This window comes from Streptomyces sp. NPDC043854, from assembly GCF_056436005.1.
Genome location: NZ_JBWKDK010000017.1, coordinates 90,490 through 106,490 on the forward strand (window position 1 = coordinate 90,490; position 16,001 = coordinate 106,490).

The following is a 16,001-nucleotide window of genomic DNA, read 5'->3' on the forward strand; positions in this document are numbered from 1 at the left end:
CTGGTCATCGGATGTAGCTCAGCCAGCCCTGGTCGCCGTCTTTGGAGCACTCGCCCTTGGGCGCGAACTTCGGGCAGGTCCCGTCCTGCATCCGGATGGTGTGCGACACCCACGGCAGGATCCGGTACGTGCCGTCCTGCGCGGGCATGTAGCGGTCGGACATCGACGAGGAGGCCGTACCGAGCAGCAGCAGGAGCGCGCACAGCGTCCCGATCACCGCGCCCTCCCGGCCGGGGAAGCCGGAGCCGGACGTGCTGCCGGCCGGGCCGCCGACCGCCTCCACGGCAGCAGGAGCGGAGGCGGAGGCAGAGGCGGAAGCGGGGCGCCGCTCCGCCAGTCGCAGCGACACCAGGTGGGCCACCAGCGCACACAGGATCAGCCCGCAGTAGAGCAGCTGGTTGTTGGTGCGGGTGTACAGCTGGACGGTCTGCGTCTCGTACATGTGCGAGGCGATGTACATGCGCATCACCCAGGCGCTGATGAACATCGCGGCGATGGTGACCACCAGCGGCTTGCGCAGGCCCAGCCAGATCGCCGCGCCCAGGCAGAGGAACGTCACCAGCGCGAACAGGCCGACCCCGCCGAACTCCCCGGGCGGCGGCCAGTCGCCCACCTTGCCCGGCATGTCGGTGCGCCACATCAGGTAGTAGGCCGGGTCGGTGAAGTTGTCGAAGCGGAAGTTGTAGTCCTTGGTGGTCTGCCCCTCGACCAGCATGACCACCAGGTAGCGTCCGGCCACCACCAGGAAGGCGCCCAGGGCGGCGCCCATGAACGCCGCGCCCTTGGCCGGCCCGGTCCGCCACGGGAAGTACAGCAGGGCGGCGAAGAACACACCGGCCGCGCTCCACAGGAACCAGCCCGAGTAGGCGAGGAAGAGCACGCCCAGGACGGCGCCGAACCCGGCGCCCTTTGCCAGCACCGGCCGCCAGCCCTCGGTTCCGCTGCGGCGCAGGGACACCACCATCGCCACCAGCACCGGCACCAGCAGCACCAGGACCGTCTGGCTGTACGGCTTGTAGGAGTCGATCAGCGCGAAGGCGGGGACGACGCCGAAGGCCAGCGCCCGGACGGGGCTCAGCAGCAGGCGCCAGGCCAGGTAGACCAGCGGCCCGAACGCGGCCGTGCCGAGGATCTGGAGGTCCTTGAACGCGTACGCGGTGTTGCCGCCGTGGAACCACTCGGCGTAGTAGCCGAGGGTGTAGAGGGGCAGCGGCGGGTAGACGGGCGAGCCGGAGGGCCGGCCGTTGGCAACGGCGTGGGCCCACTCGACGATGCGGCCGCTGTCGCCGTTGAGGCCGAACATCGGCCACGGCGTGCCCAGCAGGGCGATCACCGCGCCCGCGGCGACGAAACCGCTGGCCAGGCCGGCGATGCCGGCGGAGGCGAGCCGGGTGGCCAGGTCGAAGTGGCGGCCGCGGCGGAGCCGCATCGCGAGGACCACCGCGGCGACGAGCAGCAGCCCGAGCAGGGCGAACCGCAGCTGGAGCGCGGCGAGGCCGCTGACCTGGGCGATCCGGTTCAACGGGTCGAGCTTGAAGCTGCGCGCCAGCACCGGCAGGACCAGGGCTGCGCCGAAGGCCACGGCGGCTTCCAGCAGCAGGAGGCCGCCGCGGGTGCGCGGGCCGCGCCCCCGGCCGGGGTCCGTGGGTGCGGGGGCGTGCCCGGCGGCCGGTCCGCTCGGGGCGCCCGGACGCACGTCCGCAGCCCCCTCGGTGCTGACTGTCACTGACGGTGTCCCTACTGCTGGTCGGTACTCGGCCGGGCGGCCGGTCGTCGTGGCGCGGCAAGCCTCGGCCCGGCGTCCGCGCCCTGCGTCCGCGCCCGCCGGTCCGGTGCCCTGGGGCGGGCGGCGGGCCGGGGATGACGGTGCGGGAGGTTCCGGCCTTCAGTGCCAGGCGTACCGACTTTCGCTGCCGGGCATACTATCGGGCCGCCCGGGAGGGGCGGCGGGCCCGGAGGCGGCGTCTCCGCGGCCGGCTCAGCCGAGCGTGCCGAAGCCCGCCAGGACGAAGAGCAGCATCCAGCCGCCCATCGCCAGCCAGCCGAGCGCCAGGCCGAGCGTCGCCGGGGCCTCGCCCTCCTCTCCGCGGGCGCGGATCTGCGCCTTGGCGATGTGGCCGGTGATCACGGCGCCGGGGGCGGCCATACCGAGGGTCGGCAGGCACAGCACCCCCAGGATGAGTGACGCGATCGCCATCCCGTTGACCCGTCGCACCGGCACGGGCATCGGCATGGGCATCGGCATGGGGACGGGGACGGCGACGGGCATCGGTGCCGGGTGCCCGGCGAGGGCCGGTGCCGCCGGCCCGGCGGCACCGTAGGGGACGGCCATCGGCCCGGCCGGCAGATCGGCCACCAGCTGCGCGAGCTGGCCGTAGGTCTGCGCCTGTGAGGCCGCGTCGAAGCGCTGCCCGTACTCCTCGCGGGAGAGCCGGCCCTCGGCGTAGGCGGCCTTGAGGACGTCCACCGTGCGGTCGCGGTCGGTGTGCGAGGCGCGCATCGCGGACGGCGGGACCTGCGCGGGCGGCCAGGCCTGCCCCGGCTGCGCGGGCGAGACTCCGTACGGGGACGCGGGCGGGTGGACCGGGTACTGCTGCCCCCACGGCTGCTGAGCCATCCCGCCACCTCCGAAACCCTGCACGCGTCCGTGCACGCGTCCGTCCAAGAATGGAGGACGAACGCGCTGCGGCAAAGGTTGCCGCTCTGCCGCCGCCCCCGGCGCGTGTGATGAGGTATCGCTCATGACCGACTTCGAGACGATCACGGTTCCGGACCGCCTCTGCGGATACCCCGGAGTCGCCTTCGGCGGGTACGTCGCCGGGGTGCTGGCCGCGCACGCGGCCGCGAAGACCGTACGCGTGGACTTCCGCCGGCCCGTGCCCACCGACGTCCCGGTCCGGCTCGCCCCGACCGCCGCCGGCGGCGCCGAGCTGACCTACGGCACGGACCTGCTGGCCGCGGCCACCCCGGCCGAGACCGCCGTCGAGGCCCCGCCCGCCCCGTCCTGGGAACAGGCCTTGGCGGGTGCCGGCGCCTACCGGTCGGCCCCGCCGGACGGTTCGGTCGACTGCTTCGGCTGCGGCCTGGACCGCACCCCGGACACCGGCCTGCGCCTGCACTGCGGCCGGGTGCCCGGCACGGCCCTGGTCGCCGCCGCCTGGACCCCGGGGCGCGCGCTCGCGGACGCCGACGGGCTGATGCCGGCCGAGCTGGTGTGGGGCGCGCTGGACTGCCCGGGCAACGCGGCGGGCCGCCTCCTCGACGAGCGGCGGGCTGGCGCGGTCACGGCCGCCCTGACCGCGCGGCTGCTGCGGCCGGTCCCGGTCGGCCAGGGCCTGGTGTCGTACTCCTGGCTGCTCGGCAGCGAGGGCCGCAAGTACCGTGCGGGCACGGCCCTGGCCACGGCCGACGGCGAGCTGTGCGCGGTCGGCGAGGCCCTGTGGGTGGAGCCCCGCACCGACCGCTAGGCGGACGCCGCTCCGGCGGACGCCGCCTCATCCGGGAGGAGGTGCCTGCTGCCCCACTGCCCCAGGGGCTCCAGGGCCGTGTTGAGGGCGTGGCCCAGCGGGGTCAGGGAGTACTCCACGCGCGGCGGGACCTCGTCGTAGGCCTCGCGGTGCACCAGGCCGTCGGTCTCCAGCTCGCGCAGCTGGGCGGCGAGCACCTTCTCCGACACCCCCGGGACCAGCCGCCGCAGTTCGCCGAAGCGGCGCGGCCGCTGGTCCAGCTCCCACAGGAGCGACACCTTCCACTTGCCGTCGATCACGGACATCGCCGCGGCCACACCGCAGTGGTCCGCCCCGGGCCTCCGCGTCACCGCCATCCCGCACCCCTCCCGCCTGCTCGCTCACTTTGAAGTAACCACCCACTCCAAAGTACGTACTTGAGGACCTTTCGGCCCGGCACCAGTCTGAACGCCATGACCGACACGAACGTTGCACAGCGCTCCCTCACCCTGCTCGGCCTCGGCGACATGGGCACCGCCCTGGCCCGCACCTGGCTCGCCGCCGGCCACTCCCTGACCGTCTGGAACCGCACCGCCGCCAAGGCCGAGGCCCTCGCCGCCGAGGGCGCCTCCGTCGCCGCGAGCCCCGCCGAGGCGGTGGCCGCGAACGACCTCGTCGTCGTCTGCCTGCTGGACGACGCCAGCGTCGGCTCGGCCCTGGACGGCACCGACCTGGCCGGCAAGGACCTGGTCAACCTCACCACCGGCACCCCGGGCGAGGGCCGGGCCCGCGCGGCCTGGGCCGAGGCCCGCGGCGCCCGCTTCGTGGACGCCGGGATCATGGCCACCCCGGTGATGATCGGCGCGCCCGAAGCCGGCGGCTACGTCCTCTACAGCGGCTCCCGGGCGCTGTTCGACACCCACCGGGCCGTGCTGCAGGTCCCGGCCCCGGCCCGGTTCGTCGGCGAGGACCCGGGCCACGCCGCCCTGTACGACGTGGCGCTGCTCAGCGGGATGTACGGGATGTTCGCCGGCATCTCGCACGCCTTCGCCCTCGTCGAGGGCGAGGACATCGCCCCGAAGGACCTGGCCCCGCTGCTGTCGGAGTGGCTGGGCGCGATGGGCTTCTTCGTCGGCAACGCGGCCGAGCGGCTGACCTCGGGGGACTTCACCACCGGTGTGGTGTCGAACCTGGCCATGCAGGTGGCCGGAACCGGGACGCTGCTGCGCACCGCGCAGGAGCAGGGGGTCAGCACGGAGCTGATCAGCCCCTACTTCGACCTCATGCGGCGCCGCCTGGCCGCCGACGGGACCGCGCACGCCGGCGAGGACACGGCGGGCGCCATCACCCTGCTGCGGCGGTAGGCCGCCGGCGCGGCGGCCGCCGGGGCCGCCGGATCAGGAGGAGTACGGGTTCGGCGGCTGCCCGAAGCCCCCGGCCGGCCCCTGGGCGGAACCGGAACCGCCCGCCGGGTACTGGGGGGACTGCGGGTACTGCGGAGGCTGCGGGCACTGCGTGGGCCGCTGCGCCGGAGCCGCCGCCGGGTACGGGGTCTGCGGCTGGGCCTGGGCGGGGTACTGCGGCAGGTACGGGGCGCCCTGCGCCGGCTGCCCTCCCGGGTACTGGCCGTAGCCGAGGCCCTGTGCCTGGGCCGGGAGCTGGGCCTGGCCCGGGGTGTGCTCCTCCCCCTCGCCGGCCCGGTCCTCGTCCTCGCCCCGCAGGTGCCGGACCATGAGCGTCGCCCCGGCCACGGCGCCCGGCATGAGGAACACCGCCACCAGCGGCAGCAGGAAGGCCAGCACCAGCGGCACGCCGAACCCGAGCGCCATCGCCCGGCGCCCGCGCAGCAGCACGAGCCGGTCCTTCAGCTCCACCTCGCGCCGCTGGAGGGCGACGGCGGAGAGCTCCTCGGCGAGGAAGAAGCCGGACACGCAGAACCCGATGACCGGGATCACGGTCTGGCCGACCACGGGGATGAACCCGAGGGCGAACAGCAGGATCCCGTACAGCGCCACGCGGAGGAGCACCTTCAGGCTGTCCCGGGCGGAGATCCACAGCTCCCGCACCAGCGGCAGCCCGGACTCCGGCACATCGCCGCCCTCGCTGCGGTCGACCTGCTCCGACAGCGACTCGTAGAACGGCTGGCCGACGAGCAGGGTCACGGCGGTGAAGGTGATCACCGCGAGGAACAGTCCGAAGCCGAAGACCAGGGCGGTCAGGAAGCCCCGGAACAGCCCCTGCCAGGGCGAAGTCCAGTCGTCGGCGAACGGCGTCACCCAGGCCGTCAGGTCGTCGGCGCCGTAGCCGAGGGCGACGAACGCACCGGCGTACAGCACCAGTGACACCAGCCCCGGCAGCAGGCCGAAGCCCAGCCACCGCCCGTGACGGAACACCCATCTCTGTCCGGCCAGCAGGTAGCCGAATCCCCCCGCAAGATCACGCATGGGCCCCAGCTTACGGCGAAGGCCGCCCACCGGTTGAGTGGGCGGCCTTCGAACGCGAGCGCGGTCGGATCAGACGGCGAGCTCGACCGTGATGTTGCCGGCGGTGGCCTTGGAGTACGGGCAGACCTGGTGGGCCTTGTCGATAAGCTCCTTGGCCTTGGCCTCGTCCACGTTCGGGATCACGGCGGATATCTTCACGATCAGGCCGAAGCCCTCGTCGTTCTTGCCGATGCCGACCTCGGCGGTGACGGTGGACCCGGAGATGTCGGCGTTCTCGTTGCGGGCTACGACGCCGAGGGCGCCCTGGAAGCAGGCGCTGTAGCCGGCCGCGAAGAGCTGCTCCGGGTTGGTGCCGGCGCCGCTGCCGCCCAGCTCCTTCGGCGGGTTCACCACGACGTCGAGCTGACCGTCGCTGGTGGAGACGCGGCCGTCACGGCCGTTCTCCGCGGTGGCCACGGCGGTGTAGAGGACGTCGGACTGCTGGATGGACATGTAAGAGGATCCTCCTGGTGGTCGCCGCGACTCGCGCCCACGATCGCGACGGTTCAGGACCGAGCCTAACCGGTGAACGAAACGATCATCTTTCCGGTGTTCTCTCCGCGCAGCATGCCGAGGAAGGCCTCGACCGCGTTCTCCACGCCCTCGACCACCGTCTGGTCGGCCACCAGCTCGCCCGAGCGCAGCCAGCCGGAGACGTCCTGGACGAACTGCGGCTGGAGCGCGGCGTGGTCGCCGACCAGGATGCCCTGGAGGCGCAGCCGCTTGCCGATGACCAGGGCCAGGTTGCGCGGGCCGGGGGTCGGCTCGGTGGCGTTGTACTGGGCTATCGCCCCGCACAGGGTGGCGCGGCCGTGCACGTTCAGGGAGGAGATCGCGGCCTCCAGGTGGTCGCCGCCGACGTTGTCGAAGTAGACGTCGATGCCCTCGGGGGCGGCGTCCTTCAACTGCTCGGCCACCGGGCCGTTCTTGTAGTTGAAGGCGGCGGCGAAGCCGTACTTCTCCGTGAGGAGCGTCACCTTCTCGTCCGAGCCGGCCGACCCGATGACCCGGGACGCGCCCTTGATCTTCGCGAACTGGCCGACCAGGCTGCCGACCGCGCCCGCCGCGCCGGAGACGAAGACGGAGTCGCCCTCCTTGAAGGAGGCCACCGCGAAGAGGCCGGCGTAGGCGGTCAGGCCCGGCATGCCGAGCACGCCGAGGTAGGCGGAGAGCGGGGCGAGCGAGGCGTCGACCTTGGTGGCGTGCGCGGCGTCGACGTCCGCGTACTCGCGCCAGCCCAGGCCGTGCAGGACGTGGTCGCCGACCGCGAAGCCCTCGGCGGCAGAGGCGACGACCTCGCCGACCGCGCCGCCGTCCATCGGCCGGTCCAGCTGGAAGGGCGGGATGTAGGACTTCACGTCGTTCATCCGGCCTCGGATACCGGCCTTGTGACCAAGCTCTACGTCCAGGTCGAGCTGGGACATCCTGCCCCTCATGTAGGGGTCCACCGACATGTGGAGGTTGCGGACGAGGATGCGGCCAGGGGCCGGCTCAGACACGGGCACCTCGCGCAGGGCGAAGTCCTCCGGCTTCGGCTCACCCTGAGGGCGCGCGATGAGGTGCCACTCACGGCTAACGGTCGGCAGGGACATGAGACGCCTCCAAGATGCTTCAGGTGATGAAACAACCATGCACCTCGATATTTCAGGTTGTCAAACATCTCGGTAGCTCCTGGCACACCCCTCGCGTCCGCAGGGCCGCTGTCGCTCCCGCCCCCATGCTCCGGCCACCCTCGATCAGCGGTCGTCGCATGGCCAGCACCCGTGATCCGTCCGTCAGCATCCCGGCTTCCCTTGACGATCGACAGCCCACCGATTTATGCAATGACGCGCATAGTCGCGTTCCTGCATAGACGGCCCACCCGCCGCACTCGTACTGTCGTGGCGGCTGGCCCGCCGGGGGCCTGCGATAGGGGGTTCGTAGCCATGGCTCGTGAGGAACTGACCCGACTGACCGGCAACGGAAACGGCAACTGCAACAACGACGACTGTCCGAACGTCTACCGGACCGCGTCCGGCTCGTTCGTCGTCCAGGGCGACGTGTCCCACGCCTTCGCGGCCCCGGACGGGGAAGGGCTCGTGGAGATCCCCGAGAGCGTGCTGAGGGAGGCTTTCCGTGCTCTTGGATGGTGAGGGTTGGACCGCGAAGGTTCAGGGTTTCAAGCGCGAAGCGTGGCGGCTTGAAACGCTCCCTTGGTACAGGGTCCCGAGCGAAGACGGCGACATCCGCGACTTCCTGGCTGGACATCGGATCGACCCACAGAACTACTCCTCCGGCTATGCGGAGGGCCTGAGGAAGATCAAGGCAGAGGGGAAGTCCAAGGGTCGCGTTCACATCGTCACACGACCTCTCACGGACTACCTCCGCTTTGAGTTCATGTACTACGAGGCCCATTCTCTGGCCGGAGACGACATCCGCGTTCTCGACGTGACCGAACGACCCAACCCGCTCGAAGGGGTTCAGGACTTCTGGTTGTTCGACCAGGCGGAAGTAGTCCTCATGAACTATGACGCGGACGGGACTCAGATCAGCCGAGAACTCTACGAGGGTGATCCCGCGCCGTACGTGGAATATCAGCGCATCGCAATTGCGGAGTCGGTACCGTTCAGGGAGTACGTGATCGGTGGCCATCGAGCCTGACGAGCTGAACCAGTCGGGCCGTGAACTAGCGGCCATGCTCAAGCACCTCCGCAAGCAAGCCGGGCTCTCAGGAGTCCGGCTTGCCGCGCGTTGCAACATGTCACAATCCAAGATCAGTCGGATTGAGAGCAACAAGAGTCGTCCGTCATTGCTGGATGTTGAACAGCTCCTACGGGGTCTCGAAGCATCCCCCGCCATGGCGGCCGAAGTGATGGCTCTCGCCAGGATTGCTCAGACAGAATGGCAGGATGGCAGGACGCTCCGAAGGAAGGGGCTCGACAAGAAACAGCTACAACTGGCCGGCCTTGAGGCATCATCCACAACGTTCCGATACTTCCTGCTGTCGATGATTACGGGACTGCTGGCCACCCCTGAATACGTCCGCGCCAGCCTGGCCCAGGCGCCACCGGAGCAGCAAGCCAAAGCCGTTGCCATGAAGCTCGACCGACAAAGAGTTCTGTTCGATCGTTCTAAACAGTTCACGTTCATTCTGACCGAACAGGCCGTCAGGTATCCACTCATCCCGCCGGATGAGCTAGCGATACAGATTGACAGACTGGCGTCCCTCGCACGTCAGTCGAACATCCGGCTCGGCGTGATCCCAATGGGAGTTCATTTCACGTCTGGGGCGTTGAACACCTTCACGGTATATGACGAGACCCTAGCGACTGCTGAGCTCGACCTGGGCGCAATCGTGTTCCGCGATAGTCGCGATGTGCAGGACCTGATCCACCGGTTCACCCGCTATGAGACTCACGCACTCTTCGGGGAGCAAGCCAGGGAATATTTGACCGCCTGGGCCGAAGCCTGCCGCCAGTGATCTTTAGTCATCAACGCGAATAAAAAGCTGGAGCGGGTGCAAACTGCGGAATGATCGGTGCCTCACGGAACAACCCGGGAGGCATATCAATGGCGAGCATGGCGCCGACGGCGGGGCGGACGACTGACAGCCTCGGCCTTAGGACGGGGCGGGATGGCGCGGCAGCTCATCCTTTCCGCTGGCCGACCCCCGAGGACCGCGATCCGTTCCCCTTGTGGGCGGACATCCCTGACTGGGTGCCCCGGCGGGGTTACGCGTCCCCTTCCCCGGCCCTGCTGCGGGTGGTGCTGGTCAGGCTGAGGGAGTGGCTGTGAGCGCCCCGGAGACGTCCAGACAGCCCCTGTTGCGTTTCACCGCCGAAGAGCGCGCGGAGCTGGATGCGGGACTGGCTCGGATCTTAGCGGACCGGGAATCGCGGGAGTTGGCAGCGGCCATTGGGGCGGCCATTCCCGCCCTCGTGGAGGCGGCCGCCAAAGCGGCTGAGGAGAAGAGGCGGGCTGATGAAGCATAAGCGGCCGGAGTTGACGACGATTCCGGCAGATGCATTCTGGCCCAAGAACGGTGAGGTGGAAGCCCCCTCATACGGCTCGGAACAGCATCGTGGGGACATTGCACAAGCCGATGCGGATGCGGCCTGCTTCGAACCCATTGCGGTACCGGAAATGGTCAAATACAGGTTCCTCCCGCTCCTTGGACATGACTTTCCGTGGGAACAGGATGTGATCTGCACCCTCTGGGAGGGCCACAGTGGGGTCCACATGGGCACTTTCGGCCCTTCCGAGGACCACGAACATGGGCGCGGGTTTCTTTGGCTGTTCTGGGGCGGGCCCCAAGGCACCGTGGTAAGACACGTTGGCCTGTGTGGGCACACCTCGTGCGAACACCCCATGGACTTCTATTGCCTTGGCTGCCGGTTGCCGCGAGGACACGAGGGCAGGCACTCCGGAAAGGGCTAGCAGTGCCCAGGCTCACCGCCCAGGAAATGAAGGAAAACCGCGACTACATAGCGGCGCACGAGGACAAGCTGAGAAGGCGGCTGGCGAATGGGGCAACCTATTCACAACTCGCATCTGAGCTTGGAATCGGGGTCGGTGTGCTACGTCGCATGCTGGAAATCGTTCTCCCCGGAAGGAATGTGCGTGTCCACGCCCCTTGTTTCTGTCAGGACCGAGAAGCCCGTGAGGTGCGGAGCGTGGGCAGAGCTGTACCCCCATCAGGTGTGGGCAGTCCGGCGCGGAATCCCCGGAACACCACGCTATGAAGATTGGGTCAACAACTCCGCAACCTGCGGCCTGCGGTTCAATCACTCTGGGTGGCACGAAGCCGGAATGCGCCCGAACGATCAAAAGTATGGCGGCGGTGAGATCGGAATTCGCTGGAACACCTCGAACGGTCGCGTGAACGGCTGTCAGGTGGTTCTCCTCGAACCGCTCCCTGTGCGACGTTGACTATCCTGCCCACTTTGGGTAGTCGAAGCAACGAACGAAGCCCCGGCCACTGGCCGGGGCTTTCTGAGTTTGTTCGGGTGTTCAGAGCAGAGCGCGGAACGGGTTGGAATCGAGAATCGGTGCGGTCGGTCGCTTCACCGGGGCCGGTTGCTTGGTTTGCTTGGGGGTCGGGCGGTAGGCGTCCAGGCGGACGACCGTGGCCCGGTTCTGCTCACGCTCCGCGCTGGCCGGCTGGGGCACAGCGTCACCGGAACTGTCACCGGGGAGTGTGAAAACGGTGGCCGGTCGGCCCGACTTCCCCGACCGTTCCACGGTGACGACAATTCCGGGCAGTGCCTTGACCTCTTCGGCGGTCGCTCCCACGTAGGGCAGGACCTGGGACGAGGTGGCCCGACCACCGTGTAGCGCGATCCGGGCCCGGACCTTGTCCGCCAGGCTGAGCGGCTGTCGCTTCATCTTCGGAGTGTTGGCCCCCTTGGTGATCCGGACCGCATCCTGAACAGAGCGCCGGACCAGGGTGAAGGCAGCCGAAAGGATCTCTTCCGTGATGGTCTCGGAGCACTCGGACGCTGCCAGGCAGGCCGCTACCCGAAGGGTTTGCTCCGCCGTCCGTTCGATGAACACGGCCTGCCCCTCGGGCAGGGTCTCACCCAGGACTCGGGCATAGCGGCGCACGATCCGCCACAGCGGCCGTGCATCCTCGGAGAGGGTGATCACCCTGCGTCGGGCGGTGGCCCATCCGTAAGCGTCAGACAGTTCGGAACCATCCACCTTTGGCAGACTGATCCGGTCGTCATCCAGCATCGGAACGGAGCCAAGCAGGAAGGGCAGGATGCGGTTGTATGAGCCTCCGGCCGCCTCCGACTCCCCAACGTACTTGGCCCAGTCAGACGGCGTGATGTGCGAGTGGAGGACCATCGCAGGGTCGCGCACTTCCTGCGCTTCATCTTTGGTCGTGTTGCGGACCGTCGCACCATCCCAGGCCGCACGAAGCTTGGTGGTGAACGAGGGGTCGCGCTTGACCCGCTTCAAGACCTCCGTCCACTCCTCCTCCACCACCAGGGCCCGGACGTCACGCCCGTGCTCCGTCTCAGCGGTCGCTTCCTGTTGCTCCCACAGGTAATTGACCAGACTGGCCCCGGACGTGATCCCGGACGTGGTGTGCGTGGCGAGGAACCGCCCCAGGGAAGAGTCCAGGACGTGAAGCGCTGCCCGCAGGGCAGTCCCCTTACCCCTTCCCGTTCCGGCGCAGAGCGCTGACCAGACCAGCACGGGCCGGCTGCTGCCACGCGACGACACCTTGACCGTTCCCCCGATCGCGGCCGACCACATCGACAGAGCAGCCACGTACACCCCCAAGGGGTCCGCCTCCAGGAACGGGGCGATCCTTCGGACCGCGCGACCGATAGGACCGTACAGAACGGGGGTGCTCATGCTGCCTCTATCTCAGGGAGGGTTAGTTGGATGGCCACTGGCCGGGGCGGCCGGGCGCACTCGGCCCCCGGCACGCTGGGGGCGGCATTCAGGCCGCTACTGCTTTTCCCTGCACAGGCACCCGGTTGGCCAGCTCGTACGCGTGACGGACGTTCATCGGGACACGACCCTGAGCGGGAAGCTTCGGCCACCCGTTCTCGCGCGCCCATGCCCGGATCAGCCGGTTACGCTCCCGCGTGCTCATCCCCGAACGGTCCACCTTCACAGGCTGGGGAAGCGGGTCACCACCGACCAACTCACCTGCACAAACAGCCGCCTTGAACCGTCCGGGCGCACGGACGTCCATGCAGGGGATGCGACGCTCGAACGCGTCCCGCAGCTTCGTACCGTTGCGGTCCCCACCATCACCCAGGATCAGCAGGACCGTGCTGTCATCGGCACGGCCAACCACCTCGTAGCCCAGGTTCCGCACAGCCTCACGCGCGGTGTCCCAGTCGTAGCCCGGAACCTCCCCAGCGATCATCACGGACGGCGACGACTCAGGCTCCGTCGCTTCCTCGCTCACGTCCGGCACGTCGTCGCACTCCGACTCGACAGGCATCAGATCGGCCAACGTCACGGGGTCAGGGCCGTCCGCAACATCGTCCGGCGCCCCCAAGGCATCCACCAGGTACAACCCGAACGACTCGGCGTGAGACCCACACAGATCCCACGTACGCACTCCCAGAGTCAGCCTGTCCGTCGCCTCTTCCTCGCTCCCATCCTTCGCCAGATGGGCGTCACAAAGCGTCTTGAGAACGGGGACGAGAACCGTCTTACGCATGACGTGAGAATCCTTTGATTCGGGGCCGACAGGGCGAGTAGTCGATGGGCCGGAGCGTTGCTCTTACGGCTGCCGCACTCGGTAGGTGCGACGTGATCAACTCTGGCCATCCCGGATCACGGAACGATAACGGACAGATTTCTAACGCGTAACTCTAATTCACTGAATAGTGGGGGTAATGCATCTTAGTGAGTTTATGGGGACCGCCGGGGGCGGGTTCCCCTGGCCGCCTTTGCCAATCAAATTTTCGAGGAATGGAAACGGGGCCTGGAAGGGCCTCGGCCCTCACTCCAGACTCAGCCTCTCGTATAGCTTCTGATCTGATTCGTAATCGGCCAGAGAATCAGCCCGTACGGTGTCGCAATAGGTGCAGTGGCACGACACGTTTCCGCCAGCGGCACAGTGTGGGATGACGAACCCTTCGCACCCCGGGGCGTGGTCATGGGGGCTCGATCCTGGAGGGCAGAGGCGCTGACAGCCTTCCCAGGCCCATCGGGTCCGGTAGCCATAACGGTCCCTGCTGTGCTTTCCGGAGCCGCTGCTACGTGTTGCGAGGGCGGCGCGCTTACTCATCGGCGATCACCCACCCCAACGTCTTCATGCCCTTGGGTGTCAGGCCAAGAGATTCGGAAAGGTGACGGTATTCCATGTGCTGGGTGTTCGTAGCAGTACCGGCGAGGATGGCCGACCAGTAGACCACCAGAGCGGCTACAACATGCTCGGTCGAGTCGTCCCACAGGTATGCCTGGGATGTAGACCAGAGGTCATCCCAAAGGGCGCGTTCAGCATCGGTCCAGTCACGACCTGCGGGCATTTCTGGGGCCGGTAGCTCATGAGTAAGAGGTAGAACGATCTGATCTCGGAAACGGGAATGCGGGGAATTGGGGTTACGCATCTTGGGCATGGTGGAGCCTCCCGGGTCGCAGGGTGTGACGGCCGGCATCGCGACCGAATCGACAGAGCGTGACCAGAAGCGGGCCCCCGCCCATCGGCAGGGGCCCGAACTAATCCACGATCAGGCCGCGGTGACCCATTCCACGGTGGCCTTCACGATTCCCTTGGACGGCTTACTTTCGTCGAAAGTGTTATCCGCCTTCTTCGTGTCCAGGTCGGGGTATCGCACGATCTTGCCCCCGTACAGATGCAGCGTGTCAATGTAATCGGCGCGGTAGCGCTCACTTTGCCCCTCGCGGAAGCCGCTGAACTGGCTTGCATAGGTGGCGAAGTCCTTGTGCCCGGCCACGATGTCCACGCCCGGCGGCATGGCCGTGGTGGTCAGGATCGTGAAACCGGCCAGCTTGGCAACGACACCGTTCGCGGTCACGCCACCCTCGCCGTAAGCAGCAGCATTGGCAACGGACGGATGCTCGATGAGATGCCGCTTCACACGGGGCGAGACGACCACGTAACGGCCCGCAGGAATGTCGTTGTCATCCAGGGCCAGCATCATGTCCAGGATCGCGCTGTAGAGCGCCTGAGGGGCATTCGTGGCAGTCGCCTTCACGGTCGGCAGTCCCGTGGCGCCGTTGGCGATGACGCCGCCCATGAAGGTGTCAGCCTCACGGGCAAGGGACCGGATCATCTGCTGGTTAATCGGAGAATCCAGACCGCTCGCAAGCTGGATACGCTCTGCGTCCTCTACGAGCACCTGAAGGTACTTGGCCTCAGTGATGGGGAGCTTCTGATCCACGGTCTCCGGCCGCTGGGCCGTCATACCGTCCGGGAGCTTGTAATCACCGACCGAGGGCCGAAGAAGCGAGTTGATGTGAACAACGTCGCCCTTCTTGCGGATCTCTCCCTCGTACTTGTTGTTGGAAACGATTGGCGAAGCCCAGACCAGCAGCGGATCAAACTGCGTCAGTAGGTCTGCGTCCCAGATTTCGGGGACGAAGGTGTTACTGGACGCGTTCTGGTAGGCAAAGGTCATATAGGTACTCCTAGTTAGCGCTTACGGACGTCGAGAGAAATTGGCCGTCTAAATGTGTATTCGCGGCCACCGCGGTTGTGCCCAGACCCCGCCAGTTGCGGAAACTCCGGTTCCTTGGCCGCCATGAACGGAGCCAGGGCCTGACTAATAGCCTCAGCCGAAGGTGTCCCGTCCTCGCCAAGGAATGCGGACGGGTTCAGGTAGGTGGTGAAGTCCTCGGGAATCTTGATACCGGCCTGGGCCGCGTGAGCCCTGAACTCCGCCTGGATCAGCTTCCCGGCGTACTCACGGTGAAGCTCTGTCCTCAAAGTCTCGGCTGGTTCAGGTGCTGATTCGATCTGGGCGTCCTGAGTTCCTGGTGTGGCGTTGTTTTCGCTCACGCTGCAATCTCCTTGTGCATGTCGGTCCTAAGCAATGAATCCAGAGACTCGGCAATGTTCCGGTCTGCAGAACCATCGTCCTCAATGAGAGCCAGCAGCGGAACACACAGGATGCGGGTGGCCGATACGAGCATGCGCAGGCTGGGGCATGTGGCCCCCGACTCCCACCTGTAGACAGTTGATGGGGCTACATGAAGCTCATCGGCCAGTTCCTCAACAGAAAGGCCCAGAGCGATACGACGAGCCGAGAAGTAACTACGCTTGAACATCTCTCCTCCTAGCGGCGAGTTGCCTAAATGCGAATCCTTGAGCAAAAGAGACAGCCCCGGTCTCCCTGAGGTAAGGAGGAGACCGGGGCCGACTAGAGAGACTTCACAAGTTCTCTCACTAAGTATGTACGTGTCCTCTTGAGGATTTGAGGACACTCAAATGAATGGAAGAGATAGAGATCACGGCCAGAGGAAGGGACGGACTGTGCTGCCCTGGATGGCTCGCAGGTGGCAAGGCTCTCTGAGCTCCCGGCCGCCTGGCTGGCTCTCAGCAGCGTTGAGAGCCGCTCTGCGGGCTCTTTGGTACCTGAACGAGGGAGGGACGTTCACG

The 16,001-nt window shown here is 67.5% G+C and carries 16 protein-coding genes and 1 pseudogene; 5 read left to right on the forward strand and 12 right to left on the reverse strand.

Translation table 11 applies throughout. From position 1 onward, the window contains the following. Window positions 1-4 precede the first annotated feature (4 nt). Both AC068A_RS17810 and AC068A_RS17815 read right to left on the reverse strand, forming a co-directional pair. Complete coding sequence (locus AC068A_RS17810) at window positions 5-1,726, reverse strand: hypothetical protein (RefSeq protein WP_478585883.1); 1,722 nt, start codon at window positions 1,724-1,726, stop codon at window positions 5-7. A 252-nt stretch (window positions 1,727-1,978) separates the two neighbouring features. Next, window positions 1,979-2,617 (reverse strand): DUF1707 and DUF4190 domain-containing protein, encoded by a 639-nt coding sequence (locus AC068A_RS17815; protein WP_478585885.1) that lies wholly within the window; start codon window positions 2,615-2,617, stop codon window positions 1,979-1,981. A gap of 124 nt (window positions 2,618-2,741) precedes the next feature. Here AC068A_RS17815 and AC068A_RS17820 point away from each other — a divergent pair, with 124 nt between their 5' ends. Further along, window positions 2,742-3,467 (forward strand): hotdog fold domain-containing protein, encoded by a 726-nt coding sequence (locus AC068A_RS17820; protein ID WP_478585887.1) that lies wholly within the window; start codon window positions 2,742-2,744, stop codon window positions 3,465-3,467. Here AC068A_RS17820 and AC068A_RS17825 read toward each other — a convergent pair. Next, window positions 3,464-3,823: a winged helix-turn-helix transcriptional regulator gene (locus AC068A_RS17825; protein ID WP_478585889.1), complete on the reverse strand. Its 360-nt coding sequence runs from the start codon at window positions 3,821-3,823 to the stop codon at window positions 3,464-3,466. The two genes, AC068A_RS17820 and AC068A_RS17825, sit on opposite strands and share 4 nt — an antisense overlap. A gap of 96 nt (window positions 3,824-3,919) precedes the next feature. Between AC068A_RS17825 and AC068A_RS17830 the strand changes: the two genes are divergently transcribed. Then, complete coding sequence (locus AC068A_RS17830; protein WP_478585891.1) at window positions 3,920-4,810, forward strand: NAD(P)-dependent oxidoreductase; 891 nt, start codon at window positions 3,920-3,922, stop codon at window positions 4,808-4,810. Window positions 4,811-5,118: 308 nt separating this feature from the next. Here AC068A_RS17830 and AC068A_RS17835 read toward each other — a convergent pair. The 3 genes and pseudogenes from AC068A_RS17835 to AC068A_RS17845 all read right to left on the reverse strand — a co-directional run. After that, window positions 5,119-5,890: pseudogene (locus AC068A_RS17835) on the reverse strand (EI24 domain-containing protein); the annotation flags it as partial. Window positions 5,891-5,959: 69 nt separating this feature from the next. After that, window positions 5,960-6,382: an organic hydroperoxide resistance protein gene (locus tag AC068A_RS17840; protein WP_478585893.1), complete on the reverse strand. Its 423-nt coding sequence runs from the start codon at window positions 6,380-6,382 to the stop codon at window positions 5,960-5,962. Between the two features lie 65 nt (window positions 6,383-6,447). After that, a complete protein-coding gene (locus tag AC068A_RS17845) occupies window positions 6,448-7,521 on the reverse strand; it encodes an NADP-dependent oxidoreductase (RefSeq protein ID WP_478585895.1) in 1,074 nt (357 codons plus the stop codon). 333 nt (window positions 7,522-7,854) lie between these two features. Here AC068A_RS17845 and AC068A_RS17850 point away from each other — a divergent pair, with 333 nt between their 5' ends. The 3 genes from AC068A_RS17850 to AC068A_RS17860 are packed head-to-tail and all read left to right on the forward strand — an operon-like array spanning window position 7,855 to window position 9,389. Further along, on the forward strand, window positions 7,855-8,061 hold the full coding sequence (locus tag AC068A_RS17850; RefSeq protein ID WP_478585897.1) for a hypothetical protein: 207 nt from the start codon (window positions 7,855-7,857) through the stop codon (window positions 8,059-8,061). Continuing rightward, window positions 8,045-8,569, forward strand: a complete 525-nt coding sequence (locus tag AC068A_RS17855; RefSeq protein ID WP_478585899.1) for a DUF6879 family protein — start codon at window positions 8,045-8,047, stop codon at window positions 8,567-8,569. Before AC068A_RS17850 ends, AC068A_RS17855 begins: the two co-directional genes overlap by 17 nt. Then, entirely contained in the window at window positions 8,553-9,389 is an 837-nt protein-coding gene (locus AC068A_RS17860; protein WP_478585900.1) for a helix-turn-helix domain-containing protein, read from the forward strand. Before AC068A_RS17855 ends, AC068A_RS17860 begins: the two co-directional genes overlap by 17 nt. A 1,529-nt stretch (window positions 9,390-10,918) precedes the next feature. Here the strand turns inward: AC068A_RS17860 and AC068A_RS17865 are convergent. From AC068A_RS17865 to AC068A_RS17890, 6 genes are all read right to left on the reverse strand, one after another. Continuing rightward, window positions 10,919-12,271 carry a DUF3987 domain-containing protein gene (locus AC068A_RS17865; RefSeq protein ID WP_478585902.1) on the reverse strand — a complete coding sequence of 451 codons (1,353 nt, stop codon included), beginning with the start codon at window positions 12,269-12,271 and terminating at the stop codon, window positions 10,919-10,921. A gap of 88 nt (window positions 12,272-12,359) precedes the next feature. Next, window positions 12,360-13,094, reverse strand: coding sequence for an Lsr2 family DNA-binding protein (locus AC068A_RS17870; RefSeq protein ID WP_478585904.1), 735 nt, complete (start codon window positions 13,092-13,094; stop codon window positions 12,360-12,362). Between the two features lie 565 nt (window positions 13,095-13,659). Next, on the reverse strand, window positions 13,660-13,998 hold the full coding sequence (locus AC068A_RS17875) for a hypothetical protein (RefSeq protein ID WP_478585906.1): 339 nt from the start codon (window positions 13,996-13,998) through the stop codon (window positions 13,660-13,662). A 111-nt stretch (window positions 13,999-14,109) separates the two neighbouring features. Continuing rightward, on the reverse strand, window positions 14,110-15,021 hold the full coding sequence (locus AC068A_RS17880) for a phage major capsid protein (protein WP_478585908.1): 912 nt from the start codon (window positions 15,019-15,021) through the stop codon (window positions 14,110-14,112). A gap of 14 nt (window positions 15,022-15,035) precedes the next feature. Beyond that, the gene (locus AC068A_RS17885; RefSeq protein WP_478585910.1) at window positions 15,036-15,401 is read right to left on the reverse strand and encodes a hypothetical protein; all 366 of its coding nucleotides are present in this window, start codon (window positions 15,399-15,401) and stop codon (window positions 15,036-15,038) included. Further along, a complete protein-coding gene (locus AC068A_RS17890; RefSeq protein WP_478585912.1) occupies window positions 15,398-15,670 on the reverse strand; it encodes a helix-turn-helix domain-containing protein in 273 nt (90 codons plus the stop codon). The genes AC068A_RS17885 and AC068A_RS17890 overlap by 4 nt, the downstream gene beginning before the upstream one ends. Between the last annotated feature and the right edge of the window lie 331 nt (window positions 15,671-16,001).

What these genes read in the sequence shown, in the direction of transcription:
- AC068A_RS17840 (WP_478585893.1), bottom strand. Translation starts at nt 6,382, where the DNA reads ATGTCCATCCAGCAGTCCGACGTCCTCTACACCGCCGTGGCCACCGCG.
- AC068A_RS17865 (WP_478585902.1), bottom strand. Translation starts at nt 12,271, where the DNA reads ATGAGCACCCCCGTTCTGTACGGTCCTATCGGTCGCGCGGTCCGAAGG.
- AC068A_RS17825 (WP_478585889.1), bottom strand. Translation starts at nt 3,823, where the DNA reads ATGGCGGTGACGCGGAGGCCCGGGGCGGACCACTGCGGTGTGGCCGCG.
- AC068A_RS17870 (WP_478585904.1), bottom strand. Translation starts at nt 13,094, where the DNA reads ATGCGTAAGACGGTTCTCGTCCCCGTTCTCAAGACGCTTTGTGACGCC.
- AC068A_RS17850 (WP_478585897.1), top strand. Translation starts at nt 7,855, where the DNA reads ATGGCTCGTGAGGAACTGACCCGACTGACCGGCAACGGAAACGGCAAC.
- AC068A_RS17830 (WP_478585891.1), top strand. Translation starts at nt 3,920, where the DNA reads ATGACCGACACGAACGTTGCACAGCGCTCCCTCACCCTGCTCGGCCTC.
- AC068A_RS17820 (WP_478585887.1), top strand. Translation starts at nt 2,742, where the DNA reads ATGACCGACTTCGAGACGATCACGGTTCCGGACCGCCTCTGCGGATAC.
- AC068A_RS17880 (WP_478585908.1), bottom strand. Translation starts at nt 15,021, where the DNA reads ATGACCTTTGCCTACCAGAACGCGTCCAGTAACACCTTCGTCCCCGAA.
- AC068A_RS17845 (WP_478585895.1), bottom strand. Translation starts at nt 7,521, where the DNA reads ATGTCCCTGCCGACCGTTAGCCGTGAGTGGCACCTCATCGCGCGCCCT.
- AC068A_RS17890 (WP_478585912.1), bottom strand. Translation starts at nt 15,670, where the DNA reads ATGTTCAAGCGTAGTTACTTCTCGGCTCGTCGTATCGCTCTGGGCCTT.
- AC068A_RS17815 (WP_478585885.1), bottom strand. Translation starts at nt 2,617, where the DNA reads ATGGCTCAGCAGCCGTGGGGGCAGCAGTACCCGGTCCACCCGCCCGCG.
- AC068A_RS17875 (WP_478585906.1), bottom strand. Translation starts at nt 13,998, where the DNA reads ATGCCCAAGATGCGTAACCCCAATTCCCCGCATTCCCGTTTCCGAGAT.